This is a genomic window from Burkholderia sp. ABCPW 14, assembly GCF_001523835.1.
GTDB lineage: Bacteria > Pseudomonadota > Gammaproteobacteria > Burkholderiales > Burkholderiaceae > Burkholderia > Burkholderia mayonis.
On the sequence record NZ_LOVS01000148.1, the window covers coordinates 1 to 24,923 of the forward strand.

Genomic DNA, 24,923 nt, shown 5'->3' on the forward strand with positions numbered 1-24,923 from the left:
ATAGAGGATCGCGTTGAGCACTTGCAGGTTCGGCAGGCTCACATTGCCTCGCTGTCGCGGCAGGCAATGTTCGATCTGTTTGAATTGGGCTCCGGAGATTTCCATCCCCGAAGCATAACCTTAAATCGATTTAGTGTGAACACGCCCTAGTGCATTCGGACCAAGGCTGGCAATACCGCATGCCGGCGTTTCGCCGGCAACTGAAGCGGCGCAAGCTGACTCAAAGCATGTCTCGCAAGGGCAACTGCCTCGACAATGCTGCGATGGAAAGCTTCTTCGGCACGCTCAAGTCCGAGTGCTACAAGGGGCATCGCTTCACTTGCGTGGAGCATTTGCGCGACACGCTCGATCGCTACATCCGCTACTACAACCACGAACGCATCAAGCTCAAATTGAAAGGGCTGAGTCCCGTGCAATACCGAACTCAGCCCTTGGGCGCCTAGCCTTCAACCACCGTCCAACTTTGCGGGGTCAGTTCACTCGCGCGGCCCTTTCGCTTTTGCAGCGAATCCTTACTCTTCCTCGTCGTCCTTCAGCGCGAGCGCCCGCGCGTACAGCGCATTGCGCGACGCGCCCGTCAACGCCGCGGCGAGCTTCGCCGCGCTCTTCACCGGCACTTCGTCCAGCAGCAGCTTGAGCAGCGCATCGTGCGCGCTTTCGTCGGCGGCGTGATTGTCCTCAGGTGCGCGTTCGACGACGAGCACGAACTCGCCGCGCTGCCGGTTCGCGTCGGCGCGCAGCCACGTTGGCCCTTCGGCCAGCGTGCCCTCGAACAACTCCTCGTGTAGCTTGGTGAGTTCGCGCGCGATCAGCAGGCGGCGCGCGCCGCCGAGCACGGCCGCGAGCGCTTCGACCGTCTCGACGATCCGGTGCGGCGCCTCGTAGAACACAAGCGCGTACGGGTGCGCCTTCAGTTGTTGAAGCGCCGCGTCGCGCTGCTTCGGCTTCGGCGGCAGGAAGCCCGCGAACGTGAACGCGCCGGCCCAGTCGCCCGCGACGCTCACGGCCGCGCTCGCCGCGCTCGCGCCCGGCAGCGGGATTACGCCGTGGCCGGCGGCGCGCACCGCGTCGACGAGCTTCGCACCCGGATCGGAAATGCCCGGTGTGCCGGCGTCCGACACGTACGCGATCCGCTCGCCCGCGCGCAGGTGGTCGATCAGCTTCGCCGCGGCCGCACGCTCGTTGTGCTCGTGCACCGCGACGAGCGGCTTCGAGATTCCGTAGCGCGCGAGCAGTTGGCCCGTGTTGCGCGTGTCCTCGGCGGCGATGCGGTCGGCGAGCGCGAGCACGTGCAGCGCGCGCAGCGTGATGTCGGCGGTGTTGCCGATCGGCGTCGCGACGACGTAGAGGGCGCCCGTCGGATACTGCTGCGCCTGCGCAAGATCGAGGAGGGAAGTCATGACACGAAAGGCGCCCGTACACGGCGCAAACGGAAGAAGCACCGCATTGTGCCACGCGCGCGCGGCACGGCAGGAGGCGGACGGCGCCAAAGCCGCGCCGCGCGACAACTTTTCTGCGGCGGCCGGGTCCAAGCGCGTCGTCGGCGCTGCGTTCGAGACGCGCGCGCAGCGCTTCCTCGAGCGCGCGGGGCTCGCGCTCGTCGCGCGCAACGTGACCGTGCGCGGCGGCGAAATCGACCTCGTGATGCGCGAGCGCGACGGCACGCTCGTGTTCGTCGAAGTGCGCGCGCGCACGAGCGGCCGCTACGGCGGCGCGGCGGCGAGTGTCGGTGCGCGCAAGCGAAAGCGGCTCGTGCTCGCCGCGCACGCGTTCTGGGCGCGAACGGGCGGCGTCAGCCCGTGCCGCTTCGACGTCGTCGCGTTCGAAAGCGGCCGGCTCGAATGGCTGCGCGATGCATTTCGCATCGACGACGCCAGCTAGCTTGTGTCGAGATGTAAGGAGTTGCGGCGACGGTCGGGCGGCGAGGGCGGAGTGCGGTAAACTCGCCGCACTCACGATGCCGCGCGACATAGACCACGCGCGTAGTACCCGATTAGGAATCGATGTCAGTCGAACGTATTCAGCAACATATTCGCGACAGCGCCGCGCTCGTCCACGAAGCGCTCGATGCGCTGTCCCTGCCGATCGCCGCGGCCGTCGACGCGATGTTCATGGCGCTCGCGAACGGCAACAAGATCGTCGCGTGCGGCGACGGCCCGTCGGCCGCCGCAGCCGAGCGGCTCGCCGCCGCGCTGATCGGCGGGTTCGAGCGCGAGCGGCCCGGCCTGCCGGGGCTCGCGCTCCACGCCGACGCGAGCCGCGCGGGCGCCGCCGGCGATGCTGGCCAGATCTTTGCGCAACAAGTGCGCGCGCTCGGCCAGACGGGCGACGTGCTGCTCGTGCTCGATCCCCTCGGCGAATCGCCGCGCGTGCTGGCCGCGGTCGAAGAGGCGCGCGAGCGCGAGATGATTGTCGTCGCGCTGACGGGCAACGGGGGCGGGCACCTCGGCGCGTCGCTCGCCGACACCGATATTCAGATCTGCGTGCCGTCCGAACGGGCGGCGCGCATCCAGGAAGTCCATCTGCTGACCATCCACTGCCTGTGCGACGGCATCGACGCGATGCTGCTGGGCGAGGATTGATTCGAAGGAGAGCCGTCGATGAATAACAGCCGCGTCAGACAGACGCTAGTGAGAACCACGCTCGTGATCGGCCTGTCGGCCGGCCTTGCCGCAACGCTGCAGGGCTGCGTGCTCGCGGTCGCCGGCGCTGCTGCGGGCGGCGGCGCGCTCGTCGCGACCGATCGCCGCACGCTCGGCGCGCAGACCGAGGATCGCGAGATCCAGGTGAAGGCGCTGACGCAACTGAACAACGGGCTGCCGGACGGCTCGCATACGAACGTGACGGTGTTCAACCGCCGCGTGCTGCTGACGGGCGAAGTGCCGAACGACGCGTCCAAGCAGCGCGCCGAAGAGATCGTCCGCGGGATCAACAACGTGAACGCGATCGTCAACGAACTCGTGGTCGGGCCGGCGAGTTCGCTGTCCGACCGGGCGAACGATTCGTACCTCGAAGGCCGCGTGAAGACCGCGATGATCGCCGAGAAGGGCATCTCCGCGAACAACTACAAGGTAGTGTGCGAGCGCGGCAACGTTTACCTGCTGGGCCTCGTGACGGCCGACGAAGGCAATCGCGGCGCCGATGTCGCGAGCCGCGTGCCGGGCGTCGAGAAGGTCGTCAAGGTGTTCCAGTACATCAAGCCGCAGGAAGCAGACGCGCTGAAGGCTGCGACGCCCGCGAGCGGCGCGTCGGCGGTTGCCGCGCCCGCGTCAGAAGGTGCGACGGTGGGCGCGGTGCCGGATTCGAGCGTTACCGCGACGCCGCTGCAGGCGCCCGCGCCGATCTCCAATTCGACGAGCGTGCATCCTGGCAATCCGAAGGCGGGGACGCCATGAGGGTTGCGTTGTTCGTGAAACGGATGATGGGTGTGGTTGTCGCTGCGCTCGGCTGCGCGCTGGCGAGCGCGCCGGCGCGCGCGGACGTCGGCGACGGCTTGAAGGTTGCGCGCAGCAACGCGTGCATGGGCTGCCATGCGGTGGATCGCAAGCTCGTCGGGCCGTCGTTCCAGCAGATCGCCGAGCGCTACAAGAGCGATCAGCAGGCCGTGCCGAAGCTCGTGAAGAAGGTGAAGGACGGCGGCTCCGGCGTCTGGGGCGCGATTCCGATGCCCGCGCACCCACGGATGAGCGACACGGACGCTCGGTCGGTCGTCCAATGGGCGCTGGCCGGCGCGCCGTCGAAATAACCGGCGCAAATCGGTTGCCAACCGCCGATTGAGTGATGTATGATCCTCGGCTGTTGGTGAGGGGCGGTAGCTCAGCTGGGAGAGCGTCGCGTTCGCAATGCGAAGGTCGGGAGTTCGATCCTCCTCCGCTCCACCAATCGAATTCAAGGGCTTAGCCGGATGGCTAGGCCCTTTTCATTTGGCTCGGCGGTTCGCCCCCGATTCCCACCCGGCCGACCGACGCGCGCCACAGCCACACCGCGGCCGGCGCGCGCCGTTGATTCGTTAATCACCCCTGCCCATACCTCCGCGCCAACCTCGCCGACTTCCCGCCTTCCGGCTCGAGTTTCAGCACGTAATACAGCACAACGAGCAACACGAGCCAAGCCGGCCCGACATAAAGCGCGATCCGCGTATCCGGAAAATACGCCATCAACCCGATCACGAGCGCGAGAAACGCAAGCGCGATCCATGAGCCGTAAGGCCAGAACGGCATCCGAAACCGCAGCGCACGTTCCTCGGCCGGTGCAAGGCTCGCGCGAAACTTCATCTGCGTGACGAGAATGACGCCCCACGTCCAGATCGCGCCGAACGTCGAGATCGACGTTACCCAGACGAACACCTTTTCCGGCACGAGATAGTTGAGCAGCACGCCGACGAGCAGCGCCGCCATCGACACGACGATCGCCCGGCGCGGCACGCCGCCTGCCGTCGTCTCGCCGAACGCGCGCGGCGCGTGGCCCTGCTGCGCGAGGTTGTACAGCATGCGTCCGGTGCTGAAGATGCCTCCGTTGCAAGACGACAGCGCCGCCGTGAGCACCACGAAATTGATGATGCCCGCGGCCGTCTTGATGCCGAGCCGCTCGAACGTCATCACGAACGGGCTGCCTTGCGTGCCGATCTCGTTCCACGGATAGATCGACAGAATCACGAACAGCGCGCCGCCGTAAAAGAGCAGGATGCGCCAGAACACCGAGTTGATCGCGCCCGGAATCGACTTCTGCGGATTCTCCGCTTCACCCGCCGTCAGCCCGATCATCTCGACGCCGAGATACGCGAACATCACCATCTGCATCGACATCAGCACGCCCTGCGCGCCGTTCGGAAAGAAGCCGCCGTGCGCCCAGAGATTCGAGATGCCCATCGGCACGCCGTGATTGCCGATGCCGAACGCAATCATCGCGATGCCGACCGCGATCATCACGACGATCGTCACGACCTTGATCAGCGCGAACCAGAATTCGAATTCGCCGTACGCCTTCACGGTGAGCAGATTCACGGAGCCCATCGCGGCCAGCGCGGCGAGCGCCCAGATCCAGCGCGGCACGTCCGGGAACCAGATGCCCATGTAGATGCCGACCGCGGTGATTTCGGCGATGCAGGTGACGAGCCAGAGGAACCAGTAGTTCCAGCCCGTCAGATAGCCGGCGAGCGGCCCGAGATAGTTGCGCGCGTAGCGGCTGAACGAACCCGCGACCGGCTCGTGGACAGCCATCTCGCCGAGCGCGCGCATGATCACGAAGATCACGGCGCCGCCGATGATGTACGACAGGATGATGCCGGGCCCCGCCATCTTGATCGCGTTGGCCGAGCCGAGAAAGAGGCCGACGCCGATCGCCGCGCCGAGCGCGATCAAGCGCATCTGCCGTTGCCCGAGTCCTCGGTGCAGGTCGGTTTCGGTGCTTCTTTTCTCCATGGGGATGTCTCCTTCGGGTTTGGTGAAATTGGCGTGGCGCACGTCGGCATCGTGCGGCGTACGCGTGTCTCGCATCGTCGCAACGACGGCGAGTCGACCTGGATCGGCTGTGCGAAGGCGCGCGGGCGTAGCTTCAGGCGCGCGCGGTGCGGGCGGTTCGCTTGCGCGAGCCGGCGTGGCTTAAATGGAAGAGGGGGCGGACAAAGCGCAGCGAATCGGAACACGACGCCGTCTGGCGCAGCCGGCGCTCGGCGGCGATGGCTGGCGCGAAACGCGCGTATCGGTTCGCGCGGCGAATCGGTGGATGCATCGAGCAGTGTCTCCAGCATGCATGAACAGATGCCCCTCGGTCGGAGTCTGGTATTTGGCGCTATGCTAGTGGCTGTTCGCGAGTGGATGTTCCTGTATTTGTCTTAATTTTAGAAAAAGAAACTATGGCCGCGTGACGGCGCATCGTCGTGCACGATTCGTCCCGATTGCGTGCTCCATCCGAACGACGACATTCACGGAGTCCAATCATGCCGATCGAGAGCAGTTGGGTTGCGTCTACAGGGTTGCCGGTAGCCATCTACGTCTTCTGTTTCGGCTATGCGCTTTTTCGTGCCATCGGGCCGTCTCGCTCGCGCTATCCGAAACTGATGCGCGGTTATTCGGTGGCGTGTGCATGCGCGATGCTCTTCGGCATGCTTGTGGCGATCGGCGTCGCGATTCGCGCGCCCGATGCGTCAGCGCTCTCGTCGCTCGGGATCACGGTCACGTTCGTCGGGATAGTGGGCGTGTTGGTCGGCTGCATGTGCGAAGCGACGGTGTCGTTCGGCAAGCGCTGGGAGCGCTGACTCGGCTGCGCTTTTCGGGCTCGTTCGACTGAATGCCGGGTTCGTGCGCGTGGACTTGAAGCGGCCGCGAAAGCGAATGCAAAAACTACTTTGCAACTAACGAGAAAAGGTGCGCAGCGCGAGCATCGTTTCCCAATTCGCAGATCATCGCTGCATGCACGCACGGCGCTTCGCGGGGCCGTTCGGCTTGATCGGCAAAAGGCGATTCAATCACGCGAGCCCGCGCACAGGAAAACAATGGGTCTGCGTGCGAAGAGCAAGAGTTATCCACGATCAGCTTTGGAAATCCATGGGATAACTCGTCGCCCAGCCTGTGGACCAAATCTTGATAAAACCGGCCTCGCTTCCGGACGCGTCGAAGTTATCCTTCGCTCGCGGTGGATATTCATGCACAGCCGATACGGTTATGGAATCGATGTTGCTCTGATTCGTCAGGGAAAACCCGGGTTGTCCACAGGAAAGGGCCGCTTTTGTTAACTGTTACTACATATACATACATCAATTAAAAGAATTGAAGACAAAACGGCCGACGGTGCCTGTGTCGACGCCGAAAGCAGTCGACGAGTCGAATGGAACAAAGACGCACGGGCAGCGTTGAGGAGAACTGTGTTCGGTTCGAATCGATTGGATGGAAAAGGCGCGTCGTCGCATCGATTCGGATTCGAGCAAGCTCGCAGCCATCGAGTGTCCGCGTTCGCGTTCGCGTTCGCGGAGGCGCACAGAGACGGGCCGGCGGAAGGGCTGACGTTGCGCGGCTGAATGCGGATTGCTTTTTTTTGCCGAGCAGCGCGATCCGCAACGGAGATGCGGATCGACATGCACAAGGAAAAGGCTTCGAAGAGAGCGAAGCATGCATGCGCAAGCATCTCCGCCGCGCGCATGCCGATGAAAAGCCCGGGCCGCGCGGCCGCGCTTATCGGCCCGTCGTCTCGTAATCGACGCCAGGAACCGCCCGCTCGACGAGCACGAGGTGCTCCCCCTCCGAAGTGCGTTCGACCCGCGCATCGACCGCATACGCGCGCCGCAAGCGCGTCGGTTCGAGCACTTCCGACGGCAAGCCGTCCGCCAGCACGCCGTCCGTCCCGAGCAGCACCATCCGGTCGCAGAAGCGCGATGCGAGATTCAGGTCGTGCATCGCGACGACGACGATCGCCGACCGGCGGCTTGCCGCGTCGCGCATCGCTTCCAGCGCGAGCAATTGCCAGCGCAGGTCGAGCGCGCTCGTCGGCTCGTCGAGCAGCAGGAGCGGCGTGTGCCGCACCAGCACCTGCGCGAGGCCGACCATCTGGCGCTGGCCGCCCGACAGGTTGTCGAGCGGCTTCATCGCGAGCCGATGCAGGCGTAACTGCTCGAATACCGCCTGTAGCCGCACGTCGTGCTCGGCGCTTGACAGCCCGCCGCACGTCGCGCGCAGCGCGCCGCTCACCGCCTCGTAGACGAGGAGCGTCGACGCCTGAGGCAGCGTCTGCGGCAGATAGCCGACGCGCCGCATGTGCTCGCGCCGCGAGCCGCGCAGCAGGTCGACGCGATCGAGCGAGACCGAGCCGCGTGCGCGCACGCGCCGCGCGATTGCGCGCAGCAGCGTCGATTTGCCGACGCCGTTCGGCCCAAGCACCGCCACCATGCAGCCCGGCTCGATCGGGCGCAGCGTGAGCTCGTCGAGAATCGCGCGGCGGCCATACGCGACGCTCAGACGGTCGATCCGCAACTCAGCCATCGCGTCTGCGCCGACTGATCAGCGTCATGAAAAGCGGCACGCCGACGAGCGCGGTGATGATGCCGATCGGCAGCACGAGGCCGCTGATGAGCGTCTTGCTGAGGATGGACGCGCCCGACAGCATGATCGCGCCCGCGAGCATGCCGCCCGGCAGGTAGTAGCGGTGATCGTCGCCGACGAGAAGCCGCGCGATGTGCGGCCCGACAAGCCCGACGAAGCCGATCGTGCCGACGAACGATAGCGCGGTCGCGGACAGGAGGCTGATGCGCACGAGCGTGACGAGCCGCAACCGCTCGACGGCGATGCCCATGCTGCGCGCCTGCTCTTCGCCGGCGCGCAGCGCGGTCATCGACCACACATGCGCGCTCGCCCACAGCGCGCACGCGGCGAGCACGCACGCGAGGATCGCGATCTTGCTCCAGCTCGCGCGCGCGAGGCTGCCCATGCTCCAGAACACGATCTGCTCGAGCGCGTTGCTGTCGGCAATGAACTGCAGCAGCCACAGCAACGCTTCGAAGCTGAACATCAGGCCGATGCCGAACAGCACGACGGTCTCGGTCGTCGCGCCGTGCCGCCATGCGAGCCAGACGATGAGGAGCGTCGCGGCCGTCGCGCTCGCGAACGCGCCGAGCGACAGCGCGAGGTTCTCGTTCCATACGGCGAGCTGCCAGCCGGTGAGCACGACGATCGATGCGCCGACGCTCGCGGCGGCGGACAGGCCGAGCGTGAACGGGCTCGCGAGCGGGTTGTTGAGCACGGTCTGCATTTCGGCGCCGGCGAGACCGAGCGCCGCGCCGACGAGGATCGCCATCAGCGCGTAGGGCAGGCGCACGTTCCACAGGATCACGCGCTGCTCGAGCGGCAGGCTGTCGGGGGAGAAGAGCCCGGCGACGATGTCGGCGGGCGCGAACGTCGACGGCCCCGTGGCGACGTCGATCACGACGAGTGTCACGAGCAGGCCGGCGAGCAGCGCGAGCGCCGCGAGGCGGCGCGCGGCGATCGCACGGTAGCGCGTCCTGAGCGACGGCTGCGAAACGGGCAGCGTACTCATGCGCGCGAATCGGACGGGACAGCGGTGACTGCCGCGCCAGGCTCGGCGGCGATGCGCACGGCGAGCGCGGCGCTCGGCAGCACGAGGCTGCCGTGATCCTCTCCGGCGATCACGCGGCATTCGGCGTGCAGGCCGCGCACCGGCTGCACGCTTTGCACGAACTCGCGGGCGGAGCTGACCTGCTTGCGTGCCTGCTGACGTCGCGCACGCTCGGGATCGGGATTCGGCACGCCTTCTTCGAGGCTGCCTGCGGTGACGAGCAGGTCGACGGGCGTATCGAGCGGCGCGGCGCGTTCGACGAAGCGGTCGCGAAACGGCAGCAGCGCGCGGTCGCCCCACCAGATCGACGGGCTCGCCGCGACGTAGCGCCGGAACAGGTGCGTGCGCGTGAGCAGCGCGTACAGCGTGAGCAGCCCGCCGTACGAATGGCCGAACAGCGTCTGGCGGCGCGCGTCGACGGCGAATTGCCGCGCGAGCCACGGCTGGAGGCCGTGCTCGACGAAATCGAGGAAGCGGTCCGCGCCGGTGCGCAGCGTGCCGGCGGCATGGCGCGCATCGGCATCGGCATCGATCGCCTCGTCGACCGTGGCGGCCGCATCGACCGCTTGGTTCGGCGCGTCGCCCGCGAGCGGCGCGAGCGTGTAGTCGACGGCGCGCGCTTGCATGTCGTACGACGCGTCGGTCGCATAGCCGAGCGCGACGATCGCGGGTACGTTCGCCGGATCGGCGCCCGGCCGCGCCGCGTGATTGCGCGCGAGCTGCGCGAACAGATGGAACACCGCGTTGCCGTCGAGCGCGTACAGCACCGGATGGCCCGCGGGCGGCGCGGGCTGCGGCGGCAGCGCGACGAAGATGCGCCGTCGCTGGCCGGCGATCGACACGTCGATCTGACGGCTTCGCGGCGTCTGGACAGCGGGCGCGTCGGCGAGGCCAGGCAGCGTATCGATGCGCCGGATATCGTGAGCGACGCTTGCCGGGGCCGCTTGGCAAGGCAGTGAGGACAGTGCGCTGCCGATCCCGGCGAGCAGCAGCGAGCGTCGCGTCGCGGAAGGGAAGCCGGTCATGTCAGCGCGCCTCGCTGATCCAGTATTCGCCGTTCAGCGCGACCGGCTGAAAGCGCGCGTACATCTGCTCGAGCGTGCGTCGCGGATCGAGATCGGCGAACAGCTCGGGATGCAGCCATTTGGCCATCGCCTGCACGGCGACGACGTTGAACGGGGAGTTGTAGAAGTGATGCCAGATCGCATGCGCGCGGCCTTGCCGGATCGCCCGGAGCGGCGCGAGCTGGGGCCGCCGCAGTGATTGCTCGAGCGAGCGACGTGCGACGTCGGCGGGCACGCCCGCGCCGAGCGCGATGCGCTGCGGCGCGCTTTGCAGCGTCTGCGCGGAGCCGATCGCGGTACCGATGTAGACCGACGGCTGGCGGCTCAGCAGGTATTCGGGATTGAGTATTCCGTGCTCGCCGGGCACGATGCCCTTCGCGACGTTGGCGCCGCCTGCGGCATCGAGGAGGCGCCCCATCATGCCCGTCATCGTGTCGCAGCAGTCGGTCGCGAGACCGACGCGGCTTTCGAGAAACACGGTCGGCGCGGCGGGATGCGCGGTCTTCAGCCGCTGCCGGACGACGTCCAGCTGCCGCTGCCACTCGGCATTGAACGCGGCCGCGCGCTCGGGCGCGCCGAACACTTGGCCGAGCACCGCGACGCTGCGCGGCGTGTTGCCGAGCGGGTCGTGCCGGAAATCGACGAACACGATCGCGACGCCGGCCGCTTCGAGCCGCGCGAGCGTCTCGCGATCGCGCTCGCCGGGGCCGTGGCCGCCGCCCAGTCCGAAGATCGCGACTTGCGGTCGCAGCGCGAGCGCGCGCTCGTCGCTGAAGCTGCCCGCCTGCGAACGGCCGATCCGCGGCACGTCGTCCAGATGCGGAAACGTGCTGCGCCACTGCGCATAGCTTGCCGGATCGAGCTGCTCGAAGTCGCCCATCATGCCGACGAGCCGGCGGCTCGGGTCGCCGCGTTCGACGATCGCGAGCGCGGGCAGCAAACGCCCTTCGCCGAGCAGCACGCGCTCGACGTTCGACGGCAGGCGGACGGTGCGGCCCGCGAGATCGGTGACGGTCTGCTGCGCGTGTGCGGAATGGATCAACGCCGCGGTCAACCATGCGCAAAGCAGTGACCAAAATCTGCTTGTGTTTCTCACGCTATTCCCGATACGATATAAATGATAATTATTCTCATTTAATTCTAACCGAGATTACGCCCCTGTAGCCGCGCCTGATGTTTGGCCGAGCAACGGAATGGTTTGCGTGAGCGGCGACGTGCGTCGCCGGGCCGCGGCGTCGAGGGGCGAGCGAAGTGCGGGCGGGGTTGAAGAAATTGAATGCGCGCGTAGAAAACCTGTTTCCTTCCGGTCGCCGCGACCATGCGGCGCATGTCGCCAAGGTCCGCGAAGTACGGCCGGGCCTGCGTGTTCATGCGGACGACGCTATCGACGAATTCGACGCGGTCATGTCCGGTCAATGCACGGCGGGGCTGCATCTCGTGCTGTTGCTCGAAGGCGAGCTCGACGTGTCGTACGGCGATCGCCGCATCGTGCTGACGACCGCCTGCCGGCCGGGTGCACGACAGGCCCAGCCGCTCGGCCGCAAACCGCTGGGCGAGATGCAGGCGTTCCTCGTGAACGCGGTCGAGCCGGACACGTTCAGCCGGCGCATCAGCAAGGGCGGCTACGCGCGCCGCTTGAGTCTCGGCATCTCGGGCGAATGGCTGCAACACCTGCAGGCGGCGAGTCGCGCCGCGATGCCCGAGCGGCTCGATTCGCTGCTGTCCGCGCATCTGTCGGTGCGCTTCTGGCAGCCGACGCCGCGCGCGATTGCGCTTGCCGAGCAGATCGTGCGGCCACCCGCGTATCAGCCGATGCTCCAGGCGATCTACCTCGAAAGCCGCGTGCTCGATCTGCTCGCCGAAGCGCTCGCGCCGCTGCAAGCCGACCAGCATTTGCCCGCGGCGGGCGCGGCGTCGGACGCGGCGAGCCTCGGCTCGCGCGGCTATCGCCGGATGGCCGATTTGCGCGCGTTCCTCGGCAGCGAGGCCGCGCAACAATTGTCCCTCGACGACATCGCGCGCCAGGTGGGGATGAACGCGAACGCGATGCAGCGCCAGTTCCGCAGCGTCTACGGCACGACGATCTTCGACTTCCTGCGCGAAAGCAGCCTGCAGCGCGCGCGCCTCGCGCTCGAGCGCGACGCGATCAGCGTCAAGCAGGCGGCGGCGCTCGCGGGCTACACGAGCGCGGCGAATTTCGCGACCGCGTACAAGCGGCGCTTCGGCGTGACGCCGAAGCTCGCGCGCCGCAGCGGCCAGCACTGAGTGCGGGGCGCCGCGCGCGGCGTCGCGCATGACGTCGCGCATGACGTCGCGTTGCGCAAACAACTTCGTACCTTTCACAAATCTATCAACGCCTTTCGTCATTGATAATGGAAATGAGAATCAATTCCATTTGTCGGGCTAGAAAGTCGTTATGTCGAGTCACGTTCCAGGCTTTGCGATAAAGCCGGCGGTCGCCGCCGGTCTGTACATGATGGGGGCGTCCGTCGGGTGGGCGCAGCAGGCGGCCGAGCCCGCGCCCGTCGAGGATGCCGCCGCACTGAAGGCGATTGTCGTGACCGCCAGCCAGCGCGAGCAGGCGATCAAGGAGGCGCCCGCGAGCATCTCCGTCATCACCCGCGACGAGATCGAGGCGAAGCCGTACACGTCGTTCGCCGACATCGTCGGCAAGGTCGAGGGCGTGAGCGTCGTCGGCGCGTCGCCGAACGATCAGGACATCTCGATTCGCGGGATGCCCGGCGAATACACGCTGATCCTCGTCGACGGCCGCCGCCAGACCACCCGCGAGACGATGAACCGCGGCACGGGCGGCGTGCAGAGCAACCTGCTGCCGCCGCTCTCCGCGATCGAGCGGATCGAGGTCGTGCGCGGGCCGATGTCGTCGCTGTACGGCGCCGATGCGATGGGTGGCGTGATCAACGTGATCACCCGCAAGGTGCCGAAGCGCTGGGGCGGCACTGTCACGGCGGGCAGCGTGTTCCAGCTCGAATCGAATCAGGGCGACACGCAAAGCGTCGACTTCTGGGTCGGCGGCCCGCTTAAGCGCGACGTGCTCGGCCTGCAGGTGTCGGGGCGCGCGCTGCATCGGAGCGAAGACCGCATTTATTACCCGAAGAGCGCGACGAGCGGCGCGAACGGACAGCGCGTCGCGAACTTCGACGTGAAGCTGACCGCGAAGCCCGCGAGCAATCAGGACATCACGCTGAACGCGGGCCACGATCAGTTCAGCTATCTGAGCACGCCGGGCAAGAGCATCGCGCCCGCGAAGCCGAATACGGCCGCGACGACGATCGTCGAGACGCGCCACGTGCGCGACTACTGGGGCATCACGCACAACGGCCGCTGGGGCTTCGGCAATTCGACGCTGTCGCTGTACGGCGAGCGCGGCACGCAGGAGCAATGGACGGCGCTCGCGCCGTCGTCCGTGAAGCCGGCGATCACCGACACCGTGCTCGAAGGCAAGGTCGAGGTGCCGTGGTGGGGCGAGCGCAACATCCTGACGGCGGGCGCGCAGCACATCTGGTCGCGGCTGTCCGGCGCGGGGCGGCAGGATGCGGTGCCGAAGGGCTACGGCGTCAACTCGGACAGCATCCAGCGCAATGCGTGGGCGCTCTTCGCGGAGAACGATTACTTCTTCGACAGCCGCTTTACGCTGACGACGGGCGTGCGGCTCGACCACGACGAGCGCTACGGCAGCCACGTGAGCCCGCGCGCGTATGGCGTCTACAAGCTGAGCCCGACGCTCACGCTGCGCGGCGGCGTGTCCGCCGGCTTCAAGCCGCCTTCGCTGCGCCAGAGCACGGCCGGCTACTGCATGACGTCGGGCGGCGCGGCGGGCGCGGTGCCCGGCACGCTGTGCGGCAATCCGGACCTGAAGCCGGAAACGAGCCTGAGCGAAGAGCTCGGCATCCGGTACGACCGCGGCGAGAGCCACGTGAGCCTCACGCTGTTCAACAACCTGTTCAAGAACAAGGTCGCGAGCTACGACTCGGGCGTCGCCGATCCGCACTCGCCCGGCCGCAACATCTACGTGTACGACAACGTCGACCGCGTGAAGCTGTACGGGCTCGAAATCGGCGCGGGCGCGCGCGTCGTGAAGCAAGTGAAGCTCTCGGGCGCGTACACGTTCACGCAATCGCGCCGCGAGGGCAGCGGCGAGAAGGCGTTCAACGGCAGCTCGCTCGACGGCTTCCCGCTCGACAAGACGCCGAAGCACAAATTCAACGTGCAGGTGGACTGGACGCCGACGCCGCGCCTCGATCTGTACGCGAACGTCAATTACACGGGCACCGAGTACTGGGCCGCGTTCCGCAACGGCGCGCAGGGCGTGCGCGAACGGCCGTCGACGACGACGTTCGACATCGGCGGCCGCTACCGGATCGACAAGCACCTCTCGGTCAATTTCGCGGTGCTGAACCTGACGAACAGGATGGTGCCGATTGACGACCGCACGCGGGCGACCGGCCTGAGCGGCAACTGGCTCGTCGACCAGGGCCGCCGCATCGCGGTGAGCCTCACCGCCGAGATGTAATGCGAACGCGCCGCACGACGCGGCGCGTCGATCCAGACGAATCGAATCCGGAGAGCAGAACGTGAACGCGCTTCCCAAGCCTGAGTTTTTGTCAGCTATCCAAAATATGCTCGACGCATACGAGCCCGATGCGCCGCTCTTCTTCGCGACGCCGAGCCATACGCTGCTCGCGCAGGACATCATCGAGCGAGTGCCGCATGCGGACGAGCCGCTCGGCGCGCGCGTGCAGCGTGCGCTCGCGCAAGCCCGCGAGCAAGGGCACGACGACGCGGCGGTCGTCGGCGCGGTGCCGTTCGACGTCGAGCGTCCCGCGGCGCTCAGCGTCGTGCGCGCGATGCTGCGCGGCGGTCCGCTCGGCGACGTGCAGGCATCGCCACCCGCCGCGCATCGCTACGACTCGCGCGCGGTGCCGCCGGGCGACGATTACGCGGCGGCCGTCGCGCAAGCGGTCGCGAGCATTCGCGCCGGGCATCTCGACAAAGTCGTGCTCGCACGCACGCTCGAGCTGACGGGCGCGCAGCCGGTCGACGTGCGCGCGCTGATCGAAAGGCTCGCCGCGCGCAATCCGCACGGCTATACGTTCTCGGTCGACGTCGGCGACGGGCGCACGCTGCTCGGCGCGAGCCCCGAGCTGCTCATCAGCCGCTTCCAGGGCGTGATGCGTGCGAATCCGCTCGCCGGGTCCGCGCCGCGCAGCAGCGATCCGGTCGAAGATCGCAGGCGCGCGGAGGCGCTGCTCGCGTCGGCGAAGGATCTCGACGAGCATCGCGTCGTCGTCGACGCGGTGAAGGAAAGCCTCGCGCCATTTTGCAAGAAGCTCGTCGTGCCCGCGCGTCCGTCGCTCGTCCATACGCAGACGATGTGGCATCTGTCGACCGAAGTCACCGGCGAAACGAGCGCCGATGCGCTGACGCTCGCGCTCGCGCTGCATCCGACGCCCGCCGTGTGCGGCTATCCGCGCAGCGCCGCGCGCGAAGCGATCCTGCGCGCCGAGCCGTTCGATCGCGGCTTCTATGCGGGCACGCTCGGTTGGGTCGATGCGCGCGGCGACGGCGAATGGATCGTCACGATCCGCTGCGCGGAAGCGCGGGGTCGCACGCTGCGGCTCTTCGCGGGCGCGGGCGTCGTCGGCGATTCGCGGCCGGCAGCGGAGCTCGCGGAAACGGCGGCGAAGTTCCGCACGATGCTCGACGCGATGGGCGTCGATCGAACGGCGGAGATCGATGCGACCGACGCGGCCGACGCAACCGACGCAACCGACGCAACCGACGCAACCGACGCAACCGACGCAACCGACGCGGCCGACGCGGCCGACGCGGCCTCGAGGATCGTCGCATGACGCTCGCGCATTGGACGCCGTGGCCGGACGGCGTCGCAGCCGAGTATCGGCGCAAAGGCCATTGGCAGGGGCAATCGTTCGGACAACTGCTCGATGAGCTCGCCACGCGGTACGGCGAGCGCATCGCGCTCGTCGAAGGCGACACGCGCTGGTCGTACCGGCAGCTCGCGAACGAAGCGACGCGCGTCGCGCGCGGACTCGCCGCGCGCGGAATTCGTCCGCGCGATCGCGTCGTCGTCCAGTTGCCGAACTGCTTCGAATTTTTCGCGGTCGTCTTCGCGCTGTTCAGGCTCGGCGCGCTGCCCGTGTTCGCGCTGCCCGCGCATCGCAGGCAGGAGATCGGCCACTTCTGCCGGCACGCGGAAGCGGTCGCATACGTCGCGGCGGACCGGCACGGCGGATTCGACTACCGCGCACTCGCGAAGACCGTGCAGGCGCAAGCGCCGACGCTCGAGCACGTGCTGATCGTCGGCGATGCGGGCGAGCACGTCGCGCTGGCCGATCTGCGCGGCGACGACGAAGCGATCGCGCTGCCCGATGGCCCCGGCGCGCACGAAGTCGCGTTCCTGCAACTATCAGGCGGCAGCACGGGTACGCCGAAGCTGATTCCGCGCACGCATGACGACTATCTGTACAGCATTCGCGAAAGCGCGCGCATTTGCGGACTCGACGAAACGAGCGTCTACCTGTGCGTGCTGCCCGTCGCGCACAACTACGCACTGAGCTCGCCCGGCACGTTCGGCGCGCTGTACGCAGGCGGCACCGTCGTGTTGTGCGACGGCGGCAGTCCCGATCAGGCGTTTCCGTTGATCGAGCGCGAACGCGTGACGATCGCAGCGCTCGTGCCGTCGCTCGTTCCCGTGTGGCTTGCCGCCGCCGCGAAACGGCGCGTGGCGCTCGCGAGTCTGCGCGTCGTGCAGGTCGGCGGCGCGCGCTTCGACACGACGCTTGCGCGGCGCATCGAGCCGGAGCTCGGCGCGAAGCTGCAGCAGGTATTCGGGATGGCTGAGGGTCTCGTCAACTACACGCGGCTCGACGATCCCGCCGACGTGGTCGTCCATACGCAAGGTCGGCCGATTTCCTCGGACGACGAGATCCGCATCGTCGACGACGACGATCGTCCGGTCGCGCCGGGCGAGGTAGGCCATCTGCTGACGCGCGGACCGTACACGATTCGCGGCTACTACAAAGCGGACGCGCACAACGCGCGCGCGTTCACGCCGGACGGTTTCTATCGGACGGGCGACCGCGTGCGGATGAGCGCGGCGGGCCATCTCGTCGTCGAAGGCCGTGCGAAGGATCAGATCAACCGTGGCGGCGAGAAGATCGCGGCCGAAGAGGTCGAGCATTTGCTGCTCGCGCATCCGGGCGTCGTCGACGCGGCGCTCGTCGCGATGCCCGATCCGTATCTCGGCGAGAAGAGCTGCGCGTACGTGATCGGCAGCGAGCCGACGCCGCGCGCGACGGATCTGCTGCGCTTCCTGCGCGAGCAAGGCATCGCTGCCTACAAGATTCCCGATCGAATCGAATTCGTCGACGCATTCCCGAAGACGCCCGTCGGCAAGACCGACAAGAAAGCGCTGCGCAGCGACATCGCGAACCGGCTGGCCACGGCCGAAGCGACCGTCGGCTGACCTCGCATGCGGCGTTCCTTGACACTCCAAAATAACTTCAAGATCGATATGGCCATTCCGAAGATCCCTTCGTATCCGATGCCTGCGGACATCCCCGAGAGTCGCGTCGCGTGGCGCTTCGACGCCGCTCGCGCGGCGCTCCTCGTGCACGACATGCAGGACTACTTCCTCGACTCCTACGATCGCGACGCGGCGCCGATTCCCGATGCGATCGCGAACGTGCGTCGCTTGATCGATTTCGCGCGCGCGAACGGCATGCCGGTGTACTACACCGCGCAGTTGCCGCAGCAAGCGGCCGCCGAGCGCGGGCTGCTGACCGACATGTGGGGACCGGGCCTGACCGCGCAGCCCGGGCGCGCGCCGATCTGCTCGGCGCTCGCGCCGGCATCGGGCGACGTCGTGCTCGACAAGTGGCGCTACAGCGCATTTCAACGTTCGGATTTCGAATCGATGCTGCGCGGTGCGCAGCGCGATCAGCTCGTGATCTGCGGCATCTATGCGCATATCGGCTGCCTGATGACCGCATGCGAGGCGTTCATGAAGGATGTCCAGCCGTTCTTCGTTGCCGATGCGCTCGCCGATTTCTCCGAGCACGAGCATCGGATGGCGCTCGATTACGTCGCGCGCCGCTGCGGCAAGGTCGTGCTCGCACGCGAGCTCGCCGACGATCGGCGGGCCGTGGCCGAACCGGCATCGATCGCGGCCGTCGCGGCGCAGGTTGCGCACATGCTGCAGATCGCCGCAGCGGACCTGCCGCCGCACGACAACCTGCTCGACCATGGGCTCGACTCGGTGCGGATCATGACGCTCGTCGAGACGTGGCGTCAGGCGGGGCGCGACGTGTCGTTCGTGCAGCTCGCCGAAGCGCCGACGCTCGCCGCATGGGCGCAACTGCTGCAACGCGTGGACCGCGTGGCCGCATGATGGGGAGAACGACGATGCAACAGCCGGATTCGAACGCGCCGCCGGGCGTGTTCCTCGTCAGCACCGCCGAACTCACCGTGCCGCAGGCCGACCGCGTGCTGTTCAAGATGTGCAAGCACTACGCGATCAAGGTGCCGGTCGCATTCGACGCGCATCGCGCGGCAATCGACTTTCCATACGGCAAGTGCCACGTGCTGCGCACCGATGACGTCCTGAGCATCCGCTGCGAAGCCGATTCGATCGAGAAGCTAGAACAGATCCAGTACGTGATGGACGAGCACCTCGCGCTGATGGCGCGCAACAAGCAACTGGTCGTCGACTGGCGGCGCGCCTGACGTGCATCGCCTTTCCTTTTCTTCTTCCGCACAAGGCTACATGCAGCACACGAGTCAACGGATGCGCGCGACCTCCGCGCAATACGGCATTTGGGTCGCGCAACAGGTCGACCCGGAAGATACGGGCTATCTCACGGCCGAGGCGGTCGAGCTCGCCGGCGCGCTCGACATCGACGCGCTTGTCGCCGGCGTCGAAGAAGTGATCGATCGCGCCGATACGCTGCACATGCGCTTCGAATGGGCCGGCGACACGCTTTGGCAGCATCGTCGTCCCGCGTGCACGCGGCTGCCCGTCGTCGACTTCAGTGCGCACGATGATCCCGACGCGGCCGCGCATGCGTGGATGCAGGCGTCGCTGGCGGTCTGCTGCGACGTGACGTCGGACGTGCTGTACCGAACGGCGTTGCTGCGGCTGTCGCCGCAGCGCCACTGGTGGTATCTGCAGATCCATCACATCGCGATCGACGGGTTCGGCTACAGCCTGATCCAGCAAGCGGTCGCCGCGCGCTACAACGCGCGCGTCGCAGCGACGCCGCTGCCTGCGCTGCCCGATTGGAACATCGAACGAGTCGTCGCAGCGGAAGCCGCGTATCGCGAGACGGGCCGCTTCGAGCGTGATCGCGCGTTCTGGATCGAGCATCTGCGCGACGTGCCCGCACCCGCCGAGATCGCGCCGAAGCGGGATGTCGGCAACACGGCGCGGCGGCGCGTGCTGACGCTCGAGCCGGCGCAGGTCCGCACGCTTTGCGCGGCCGCCGAGCGCGCGGGCGCCGAATGGACCGCCTGGATGCTGGCCGCGATCGGCGTGTGGCTCGGCAAGCAGGCGGGCCAGCGCGACCTGACGTTCGGCCTGCCGGTGATGAACCGCCTCGGCACGCCCGCGCTCAACGTGCCGTGCATGGCGATGAACATCGTGCCGCTTCGCGTGCACGTTCGCGCCGACGCGACGCCGCGCACGCTCGCGGCCGACACGATCCGCGATCTGCGCGCGATCCGGCCGCATCTGTACTACCGCTACGGATGGATTCGCGGCGATCTCGGCCTGCTCGAGCACAACACGTTTCTGTTCAACCAGGCGGTGAATCTGATGCCGTTCGACCGGCGGATTGCATTCGCCGGATTGAAGAGCGACATGCGGCCCGTGAGCGGCGGCCCCGTCAAGGATCTGAACGTGACGCTCGTCGTGCGCGACGGCGCATGGCATGTCGCGCTCGAAGCGAATCCGAATGCGTACGACGACGCGCGCGCGTCGGCGCTCGCGGACAGCCTGTCCGGCTGGCTCTTCGCGTTCGCCGCGCACGAGCCGGATGCGCCGCTCGAGCCGTTGCTGCGCGATCTGCCGCCGCCGTCGATTTGCCGCGGCGAGCCGCTTGTCGAACCCGTCGTCGACGTGCTCGCACTCATACGGCAGGCGGCCGAGCGTGCGCCGAGCCAGATCGCGATCGAAGCGGGCGACGCGCGGATCGATTACCGGGCGCTGCTCGCGCGTGTCGATGCGATCGCCGCCGCGCTTGCCGAGCACGGCGCGAACGATCGCAGCCGGGTTGCGATACTTGCGCCGCGCTCGCTGGATGCGATCGCGTCGATGCTTGCCGTGCTGCAGATCGGCGCGGCGTTCGTGCCGCTTGATCCGGACGGTCCCGCGCAGCGCATGGCGAGCGTGCTCGCGGACGCTGCACCTGATCTCGTGCTGACGCGTGCACCGTGGCGGCGCGATGCAGGCGCCGCGACGACGCTCGATCTCGACGAGATCGACGCATTCGGCGCATTCGGCGTCGGCGCTGACGCTGACGCCGATGCCAATGCCGACGCCGACGCCGACGCCGACGCCGACGCCGACGCCGCGCGCAGCGTGCTCCTCGATGCCGCGCCGCGCATCGAACCGGGTCGTCGGCATCCCGCCTATTTGCTCTACACGTCCGGCTCGACCGGCAGGCCGAACGGCGTGCTGGTCGGCCGCCTCGCGCTTGCGCAGTTCGTCGCGAGCACGCGCGCGCTGTACGGCGTCGGCCCGGCCGATCGCGTGCTGCAGTTCGCGCCGCTGCATTTCGATGCGAGTCTCGAGGAGATCTTCGTCACGCTCTGCCGCGGCGCGACGCTCGTGCTGCGCGACGACGCGATGCTCGATTCGGTCGCGACGTTCGCCGCCGCGATCGAGCGTCTCGGGATTACCGTGCTCGATTTGCCGACCGCGTACTGGCACGTGCTCGCGCACGCGCTCGATGCCGAGGCCGCGCGCCGGCTCGGCGGCGTGCGATTGACGATCGTCGGCGGCGAGGCCGCGCTGCCCGAACGGATCGCGCGCTGGCGCGAGCTGCTGCCGCAGCAAGTGCTGATGAACACGTATGGGCCGACCGAAGCGACGGTCATCGCGACGGCCGCGCGCGTCGGCGGCCCGCAAGCGGTCTGGACTGCAGGCGACGCAGTGCCGATCGGCCTCCCGCGTCCGGGCGTCGGTGCGCGGATCGTCGATGAGCGGCTGTATCCGGTTGCGGCCGGGCGAGTCGGCGAACTGGTGCTCGTCGGCGACGCGCTCGCGCTCGAGTATCTGCACGATCCCGAGTTGACCGCCGCGCGCTTCGTCGCGCTGCCGGACACCGGCGAGCGCGCATATCGAACGGGCGACCTCGCGCAATTGCACGACGGGCAGTTGCGATTCGTCGGCCGCATCGATCATCAGGTGAAGATCAGCGGCCTGCGCATTGAGCCGCTCGAGATCGAGAATCTGTTGCTTCGGACGCCGAACGTGCGCGAAGCCGCCGTCGTGCCGGTGGCGCGCGGCGCGGGAAACTGCACGCTGACGGCGTTCGTCGCGGGCGAACGCGACGTGGACGCGCTGCGCGCGCTGCTCGCGCAATCGCTGCCGGCGCCGGCGATTCCCGACGCGTGGCACGTGCTCGACGCGCTGCCGTGCAATCCGAACGGGAAGACCGACCGCAAGGCGCTGCTGCTGCGCGCGAAGCAGCGTGAGGCGGATGCCGCCGGCCACGATGTCGGCGCGAGCGCGCTGGAACGGCAGGTGATGCAGGTCTGGCGGCAGGTGCTCGGCGACGTGTCGCTGACGAGCGCGTCGAATTTCTTCGACCTGGGCGGCAAGTCGCTGCAGGCGATCCAGGCGGCTGCGCAGCTTGCAATCGAGTTGCGGCGCGATGTGCCGGTGTCGATGCTGTTCCGCCACGCGACCGTGCAGGCGCTCGCGCACGCGCTGACGGCGCCGCACGCGTATCACCGGCCGGGGACCACGCACGACGCGTTCGCGCCGACGCTCGCGATCCAGTCCGGCCCGGCAGGCGCGCCTGCGCTGATCTGCATTCATCCGGCCGACGGACTCGCATGGGGCTATCTTCGCGTCGCGCGCCATCTGCCGGATGCGACCGTGCACGGTCTGCAATTGGCGGTCGACGAGACGCGCGAAGCGCGGGATTTCGATGCGCTCGTCGAGCGCTACGCGGCGCGCGTGCGCGCGTTGCAGCCGGACGGGCCGTACCACTTGCTCGGCTGGTCGCTGGGCGGCGCGCTCGCGCACGGCGTCGCCGCGAAGCTGCGCGGCGACGGGCACGCGATCGGCCTGCTCGCGCTGATGGACAGCTATCCCGCGTCGGCGTGGGCCGCGCATCCGATGCCGGCGCTGCGCGATGCGTTGCAGATCCTGCTGACCGCGAACGGCGATTTCGAGACCGACGGCGTCGCAGACGACGTGCTGCGCCAGCGGCTGCTGCGTGCGAACAGCGCGTTCGCCGCGCTCGGCGCGGCGCGCCTCGACGCGCATGCGGAGCAGATGCTGCGGCAGATGCGGCTGTTCCGTGCAAGCAAGACGCCGCGCTATGACGGCGACGTGCTGCTGTTTCGTGCGGCTCGCAATCCGGCGCACGTGCCGGCGCCCGGCGCATGGGAGGTCCATCTGCGGCCGGGCGCGCTCGCATGCCGCGTGCTCGCGTGCTCGCACGACGGGATGTCCGATCCCGCGCCGATGGCCGAGATCGGCGCGGCGCTCGCCGAGCGTCTTCGCTGAGACGCGCGCGCCACTTCGATGATATTTCAGGAGCTTGATCCGATGAACAGCACCTTCACCGATTTTCCGGGGGCCGTCGCCGTGGTGAGCGGCGCCGCGCAGGGCATCGGCGCGGCGGTCGCCCGCGCGCTGGCCGCGCGCGGCATCGTCGTCGCGGCGCTCGACGTGCGCGCGGATGCGCTCGCGCAGCTCGCGGCCGATGCCGAATCGGCCGGCCGGCGCATCCATCCGTTCGACGTCGATGTCGCGAATGCCGATGCGGTGCGCGCGGCCGTCGAACGCATCGATACGACGCTCGGCCCGATCGGCATGCTCGCGAACGTCGCGGGCATCCTGCGTCTCGCCGACGTCCGCACGCTGAGCGACGAAGACTGGGCGCACAGCTTCGCCGTCAATACGCACGGCGTGTTCCATCTGTCGCGCGCGGTCGCGCAGCGGATGATCCCGCGGCGCGCGGGCAGCATCGTCACGGTCGGCTCGAACGCGGCGCGCGTGCCGCGGACGCAGATGGCGGCCTATGCGGCGTCGAAGGCGGCCGCGCATCAATTCACGAAATGCCTCGGGCTCGAACTCGCCGAGCACGGGATTCGCTGCAACGTCGTCGCGCCCGGCTCGACCGACACGCAGATGCAGCGCCAGCTCTGGACCGACGAGCGCAGCGTCGACGCGGTGATCGCGGGCTCGCTGCCCGCGTTCCGGACCGGCATCCCGCTGCGCCGGATCGCCGATCCGGACGATGTCGCGTCGGCCGTGCTGTTCCTGCTGTCGAACGCGTCGCGCCACGTGACGCTGCACAGCCTGTGCGTCGACGGCGGCGCGACGCTCGGCGCGTGACGCGGCAGCCGGCGCGCGTCGGACGCACGCGCGCCGGCTACTTCTCTTTTCTCGCTATCCGGTTATGAAAAACATCACCCTGTACCCGAACGGCGGCTTGGCCGGGTCGCGCGCAAGCGTCGCGCGGCAGCGGGTCGGCATGCGGCTGCCGACGCCCGCCGCGCTGCGCCGCCGCTATCCGCTCTCGGCGACCATCCAGACGACCGTCGACGCGGGCCGACGTCAAGTGCAGGCGATTCTCGAACAGCGTGATCCGCGCTGGCTCGCGATCGTCGGACCGTGCTCGATCCACGATCCGCAAGCGGCGCTCGACTACGCGCTGCATCTCGCGCGTCTCGCGGATGCGGTGCGGGACGTGTTCTGCGTCGTGATGCGCGTGTACTTCGAAAAGCCGCGCACGACGGTCGGCTGGAAGGGGCTCATCAACGATCCGCGCCTCGACGGCAGCCATCGTATCGACGAAGGGCTCGCGACCGCACGCCGGCTGCTGTGCGAAGTGAACGCGCTCGGGCTGCCGGCCGCGATCGAGGCGCTCGATCTCGTCACGCCGCATTACCTCGGCGATCTCGTGAGCTGGGCGGCGATCGGCGCGCGCACGACCGAATCGCAGGTGCATCGTGAGATGGCGTCGGGGCTGCCGATGCCGGTCGGATTCAAGAACGGCACGGACGGCGGCGTCGAGATCGCGATTCACGCGATGCAGAGCAGCATGCGGCCGCACGCGTTCATCGGCCTGCACGACGAAGGCTATCCGGTCGTGCTGCACACCGACGGCAATCCGTACGCGCACCTCGTGCTGCGAGGCGGCCGCGACGGCCCGAACTACGACGCCGCGAGCGTCGCGGCGGCCGAGCACGCGCTGCGCGCGAACCGGCTGCCGACGAACGTCGTCGTCGATTGCTCGCATGCGAACTGCGACAAGCAGCATGCGCGGCAGGTCGCGGTGCTCGACGACATCGTCGACCAGATCTGCGCCGGCAATCGCTCGATTCGCGGCGTGATGCTCGAGAGTTTTCTCGAAGAAGGGCGGCAGGCGCTCGACGACGGGGCCGACGCGCTGCGCTACGGCTGCTCGATCACCGATCCCTGTCTCGGCTGGGACGCGACCGAAGCGGCGCTCGTCGCCGCGCACGCGCGTCTCGCCGCTCACATTGCGCGCCGTTGACGCGTCCGCGCGCGCGTTG

Annotated in this window: 20 protein-coding genes, 1 tRNA gene and 2 pseudogenes; 16 read left to right on the plus strand and 7 right to left on the minus strand. The window is 68.0% G+C overall.

Annotation, left to right across the window (positions count from 1 at the left end; all coding sequences use genetic code 11):
* Window positions 1-105: pseudogene (locus WS62_RS37575) on the minus strand (IS5-like element ISCARN85 family transposase); the annotation flags it as partial.
* Window positions 106-146: 41 nt separating this feature from the next.
* Here WS62_RS37575 and WS62_RS23195 point away from each other — a divergent pair.
* A pseudogene (locus tag WS62_RS23195) lies at window positions 147-443 on the plus strand (IS3 family transposase); the annotation flags it as partial.
* Window positions 444-512: 69 nt separating this feature from the next.
* Here WS62_RS23195 and rsmI read toward each other — a convergent pair.
* Window positions 513-1,400 (minus strand): 16S rRNA (cytidine(1402)-2'-O)-methyltransferase, encoded by an 888-nt coding sequence (gene rsmI / locus WS62_RS23200; RefSeq protein ID WP_066575815.1) that lies wholly within the window; start codon window positions 1,398-1,400, stop codon window positions 513-515.
* Between the two features lie 46 nt (window positions 1,401-1,446).
* On the opposite strand from rsmI, the gene WS62_RS23205 reads away from it, so the two are divergent.
* The 5 genes from WS62_RS23205 (at window position 1,447) to WS62_RS23225 (ending at window position 3,881) form a co-directional block, all read left to right on the plus strand.
* The gene (locus tag WS62_RS23205) at window positions 1,447-1,881 is read left to right on the plus strand and encodes a YraN family protein (RefSeq protein ID WP_197422907.1); all 435 of its coding nucleotides are present in this window, start codon (window positions 1,447-1,449) and stop codon (window positions 1,879-1,881) included.
* A 122-nt stretch (window positions 1,882-2,003) separates the two neighbouring features.
* The gene (locus WS62_RS23210; protein WP_066575819.1) at window positions 2,004-2,582 is read left to right on the plus strand and encodes an SIS domain-containing protein; all 579 of its coding nucleotides are present in this window, start codon (window positions 2,004-2,006) and stop codon (window positions 2,580-2,582) included.
* A gap of 18 nt (window positions 2,583-2,600) precedes the next feature.
* Window positions 2,601-3,395, plus strand: a complete 795-nt coding sequence (locus tag WS62_RS23215) for a BON domain-containing protein (RefSeq protein ID WP_066575822.1) — start codon at window positions 2,601-2,603, stop codon at window positions 3,393-3,395.
* On the plus strand, window positions 3,392-3,745 hold the full coding sequence (locus WS62_RS23220) for a c-type cytochrome (protein ID WP_066490885.1): 354 nt from the start codon (window positions 3,392-3,394) through the stop codon (window positions 3,743-3,745). Before WS62_RS23215 ends, WS62_RS23220 begins: the two co-directional genes overlap by 4 nt.
* Before the next feature lie 60 nt (window positions 3,746-3,805).
* A tRNA-Ala gene (locus WS62_RS23225) sits at window positions 3,806-3,881 on the plus strand.
* 132 nt (window positions 3,882-4,013) lie between these two features.
* On the opposite strand, the gene WS62_RS23230 is transcribed toward WS62_RS23225, so the two are convergent.
* A complete protein-coding gene (locus WS62_RS23230) occupies window positions 4,014-5,420 on the minus strand; it encodes an amino acid permease (protein ID WP_066575825.1) in 1,407 nt (468 codons plus the stop codon).
* A gap of 518 nt (window positions 5,421-5,938) precedes the next feature.
* Between WS62_RS23230 and WS62_RS23235 the strand changes: the two genes are divergently transcribed.
* Window positions 5,939-6,256 carry a hypothetical protein gene (locus WS62_RS23235; protein WP_066575828.1) on the plus strand — a complete coding sequence of 106 codons (318 nt, stop codon included), beginning with the start codon at window positions 5,939-5,941 and terminating at the stop codon, window positions 6,254-6,256.
* A gap of 913 nt (window positions 6,257-7,169) precedes the next feature.
* Here the strand turns inward: WS62_RS23235 and WS62_RS23240 are convergent.
* From WS62_RS23240 to WS62_RS23255, 4 genes are read right to left on the minus strand one after another with little or no spacing between them, the layout of a single operon-like run.
* The gene (locus tag WS62_RS23240; RefSeq protein WP_066575835.1) at window positions 7,170-7,973 is read right to left on the minus strand and encodes an ABC transporter ATP-binding protein; all 804 of its coding nucleotides are present in this window, start codon (window positions 7,971-7,973) and stop codon (window positions 7,170-7,172) included.
* Window positions 7,966-9,024 (minus strand): FecCD family ABC transporter permease, encoded by a 1,059-nt coding sequence (locus WS62_RS23245; protein ID WP_066575837.1) that lies wholly within the window; start codon window positions 9,022-9,024, stop codon window positions 7,966-7,968. The genes WS62_RS23240 and WS62_RS23245 overlap by 8 nt, the downstream gene beginning before the upstream one ends.
* On the minus strand, window positions 9,021-10,088 hold the full coding sequence (locus tag WS62_RS23250; protein ID WP_066575839.1) for an alpha/beta hydrolase: 1,068 nt from the start codon (window positions 10,086-10,088) through the stop codon (window positions 9,021-9,023). The genes WS62_RS23245 and WS62_RS23250 overlap by 4 nt, the downstream gene beginning before the upstream one ends.
* Window position 10,089: 1 nt before the next feature.
* Window positions 10,090-11,169: an ABC transporter substrate-binding protein gene (locus tag WS62_RS23255; protein ID WP_231748388.1), complete on the minus strand. Its 1,080-nt coding sequence runs from the start codon at window positions 11,167-11,169 to the stop codon at window positions 10,090-10,092.
* A gap of 362 nt (window positions 11,170-11,531) precedes the next feature.
* On the opposite strand from WS62_RS23255, the gene WS62_RS23260 reads away from it, so the two are divergent.
* The 9 genes from WS62_RS23260 to WS62_RS23300 all read left to right on the plus strand — a co-directional run bounded on the left by WS62_RS23260 (window position 11,532) and on the right by WS62_RS23300 (window position 24,904).
* A complete protein-coding gene (locus WS62_RS23260; RefSeq protein ID WP_082721227.1) occupies window positions 11,532-12,392 on the plus strand; it encodes a helix-turn-helix transcriptional regulator in 861 nt (286 codons plus the stop codon).
* A gap of 151 nt (window positions 12,393-12,543) precedes the next feature.
* Window positions 12,544-14,661 carry a TonB-dependent receptor domain-containing protein gene (locus WS62_RS23265; protein WP_059471438.1) on the plus strand — a complete coding sequence of 706 codons (2,118 nt, stop codon included), beginning with the start codon at window positions 12,544-12,546 and terminating at the stop codon, window positions 14,659-14,661.
* A 106-nt stretch (window positions 14,662-14,767) separates the two neighbouring features.
* On the plus strand, window positions 14,768-16,000 hold the full coding sequence (locus WS62_RS23270) for an isochorismate synthase (RefSeq protein ID WP_156441097.1): 1,233 nt from the start codon (window positions 14,768-14,770) through the stop codon (window positions 15,998-16,000).
* Window positions 15,997-17,634, plus strand: coding sequence for a (2,3-dihydroxybenzoyl)adenylate synthase (locus tag WS62_RS23275; RefSeq protein WP_066575842.1), 1,638 nt, complete (start codon window positions 15,997-15,999; stop codon window positions 17,632-17,634). Before WS62_RS23270 ends, WS62_RS23275 begins: the two co-directional genes overlap by 4 nt.
* Window positions 17,635-17,682: 48 nt before the next feature.
* Window positions 17,683-18,558, plus strand: a complete 876-nt coding sequence (locus WS62_RS23280) for an isochorismatase family protein (RefSeq protein ID WP_066575844.1) — start codon at window positions 17,683-17,685, stop codon at window positions 18,556-18,558.
* 14 nt (window positions 18,559-18,572) lie between these two features.
* On the plus strand, window positions 18,573-18,893 hold the full coding sequence (locus tag WS62_RS23285) for a DUF2218 domain-containing protein (protein WP_066575845.1): 321 nt from the start codon (window positions 18,573-18,575) through the stop codon (window positions 18,891-18,893).
* 61 nt (window positions 18,894-18,954) lie between these two features.
* On the plus strand, window positions 18,955-22,905 hold the full coding sequence (locus WS62_RS23290) for a non-ribosomal peptide synthetase (protein WP_231748389.1): 3,951 nt from the start codon (window positions 18,955-18,957) through the stop codon (window positions 22,903-22,905).
* A 42-nt stretch (window positions 22,906-22,947) separates the two neighbouring features.
* Window positions 22,948-23,739, plus strand: coding sequence for a 2,3-dihydro-2,3-dihydroxybenzoate dehydrogenase (locus WS62_RS23295; RefSeq protein WP_066575848.1), 792 nt, complete (start codon window positions 22,948-22,950; stop codon window positions 23,737-23,739).
* 64 nt (window positions 23,740-23,803) lie between these two features.
* The gene (locus WS62_RS23300; protein WP_066575850.1) at window positions 23,804-24,904 is read left to right on the plus strand and encodes a 3-deoxy-7-phosphoheptulonate synthase; all 1,101 of its coding nucleotides are present in this window, start codon (window positions 23,804-23,806) and stop codon (window positions 24,902-24,904) included.
* Window positions 24,905-24,923 lie beyond the last annotated feature (19 nt).

Coding starts and splice junctions, on each gene's coding strand:
- WS62_RS23275 (WP_066575842.1), top strand. CDS start 15,997: ATGACGCTCGCGCATTGGACGCCGTGGCCGGACGGCGTCGCAGCCGAG.
- WS62_RS23265 (WP_059471438.1), top strand. CDS start 12,544: ATGTCGAGTCACGTTCCAGGCTTTGCGATAAAGCCGGCGGTCGCCGCC.
- WS62_RS23230 (WP_066575825.1), bottom strand. CDS start 5,420: ATGGAGAAAAGAAGCACCGAAACCGACCTGCACCGAGGACTCGGGCAA.
- WS62_RS23250 (WP_066575839.1), bottom strand. CDS start 10,088: ATGACCGGCTTCCCTTCCGCGACGCGACGCTCGCTGCTGCTCGCCGGG.
- WS62_RS23285 (WP_066575845.1), top strand. CDS start 18,573: ATGCAACAGCCGGATTCGAACGCGCCGCCGGGCGTGTTCCTCGTCAGC.
- WS62_RS23220 (WP_066490885.1), top strand. CDS start 3,392: ATGAGGGTTGCGTTGTTCGTGAAACGGATGATGGGTGTGGTTGTCGCT.
- WS62_RS23270 (WP_156441097.1), top strand. CDS start 14,768: ATGCTCGACGCATACGAGCCCGATGCGCCGCTCTTCTTCGCGACGCCG.
- WS62_RS23280 (WP_066575844.1), top strand. CDS start 17,683: ATGGCCATTCCGAAGATCCCTTCGTATCCGATGCCTGCGGACATCCCC.
- WS62_RS23240 (WP_066575835.1), bottom strand. CDS start 7,973: ATGGCTGAGTTGCGGATCGACCGTCTGAGCGTCGCGTATGGCCGCCGC.
- WS62_RS23215 (WP_066575822.1), top strand. CDS start 2,601: ATGAATAACAGCCGCGTCAGACAGACGCTAGTGAGAACCACGCTCGTG.
- WS62_RS23290 (WP_231748389.1), top strand. CDS start 18,955: ATGCGCGCGACCTCCGCGCAATACGGCATTTGGGTCGCGCAACAGGTC.
- WS62_RS23295 (WP_066575848.1), top strand. CDS start 22,948: ATGAACAGCACCTTCACCGATTTTCCGGGGGCCGTCGCCGTGGTGAGC.
- WS62_RS23210 (WP_066575819.1), top strand. CDS start 2,004: ATGTCAGTCGAACGTATTCAGCAACATATTCGCGACAGCGCCGCGCTC.
- WS62_RS23245 (WP_066575837.1), bottom strand. CDS start 9,024: ATGAGTACGCTGCCCGTTTCGCAGCCGTCGCTCAGGACGCGCTACCGT.
- WS62_RS23235 (WP_066575828.1), top strand. CDS start 5,939: ATGCCGATCGAGAGCAGTTGGGTTGCGTCTACAGGGTTGCCGGTAGCC.
- rsmI (WP_066575815.1), bottom strand. CDS start 1,400: ATGACTTCCCTCCTCGATCTTGCGCAGGCGCAGCAGTATCCGACGGGC.
- WS62_RS23300 (WP_066575850.1), top strand. CDS start 23,804: ATGAAAAACATCACCCTGTACCCGAACGGCGGCTTGGCCGGGTCGCGC.
- WS62_RS23260 (WP_082721227.1), top strand. CDS start 11,532: ATGTCCGGTCAATGCACGGCGGGGCTGCATCTCGTGCTGTTGCTCGAA.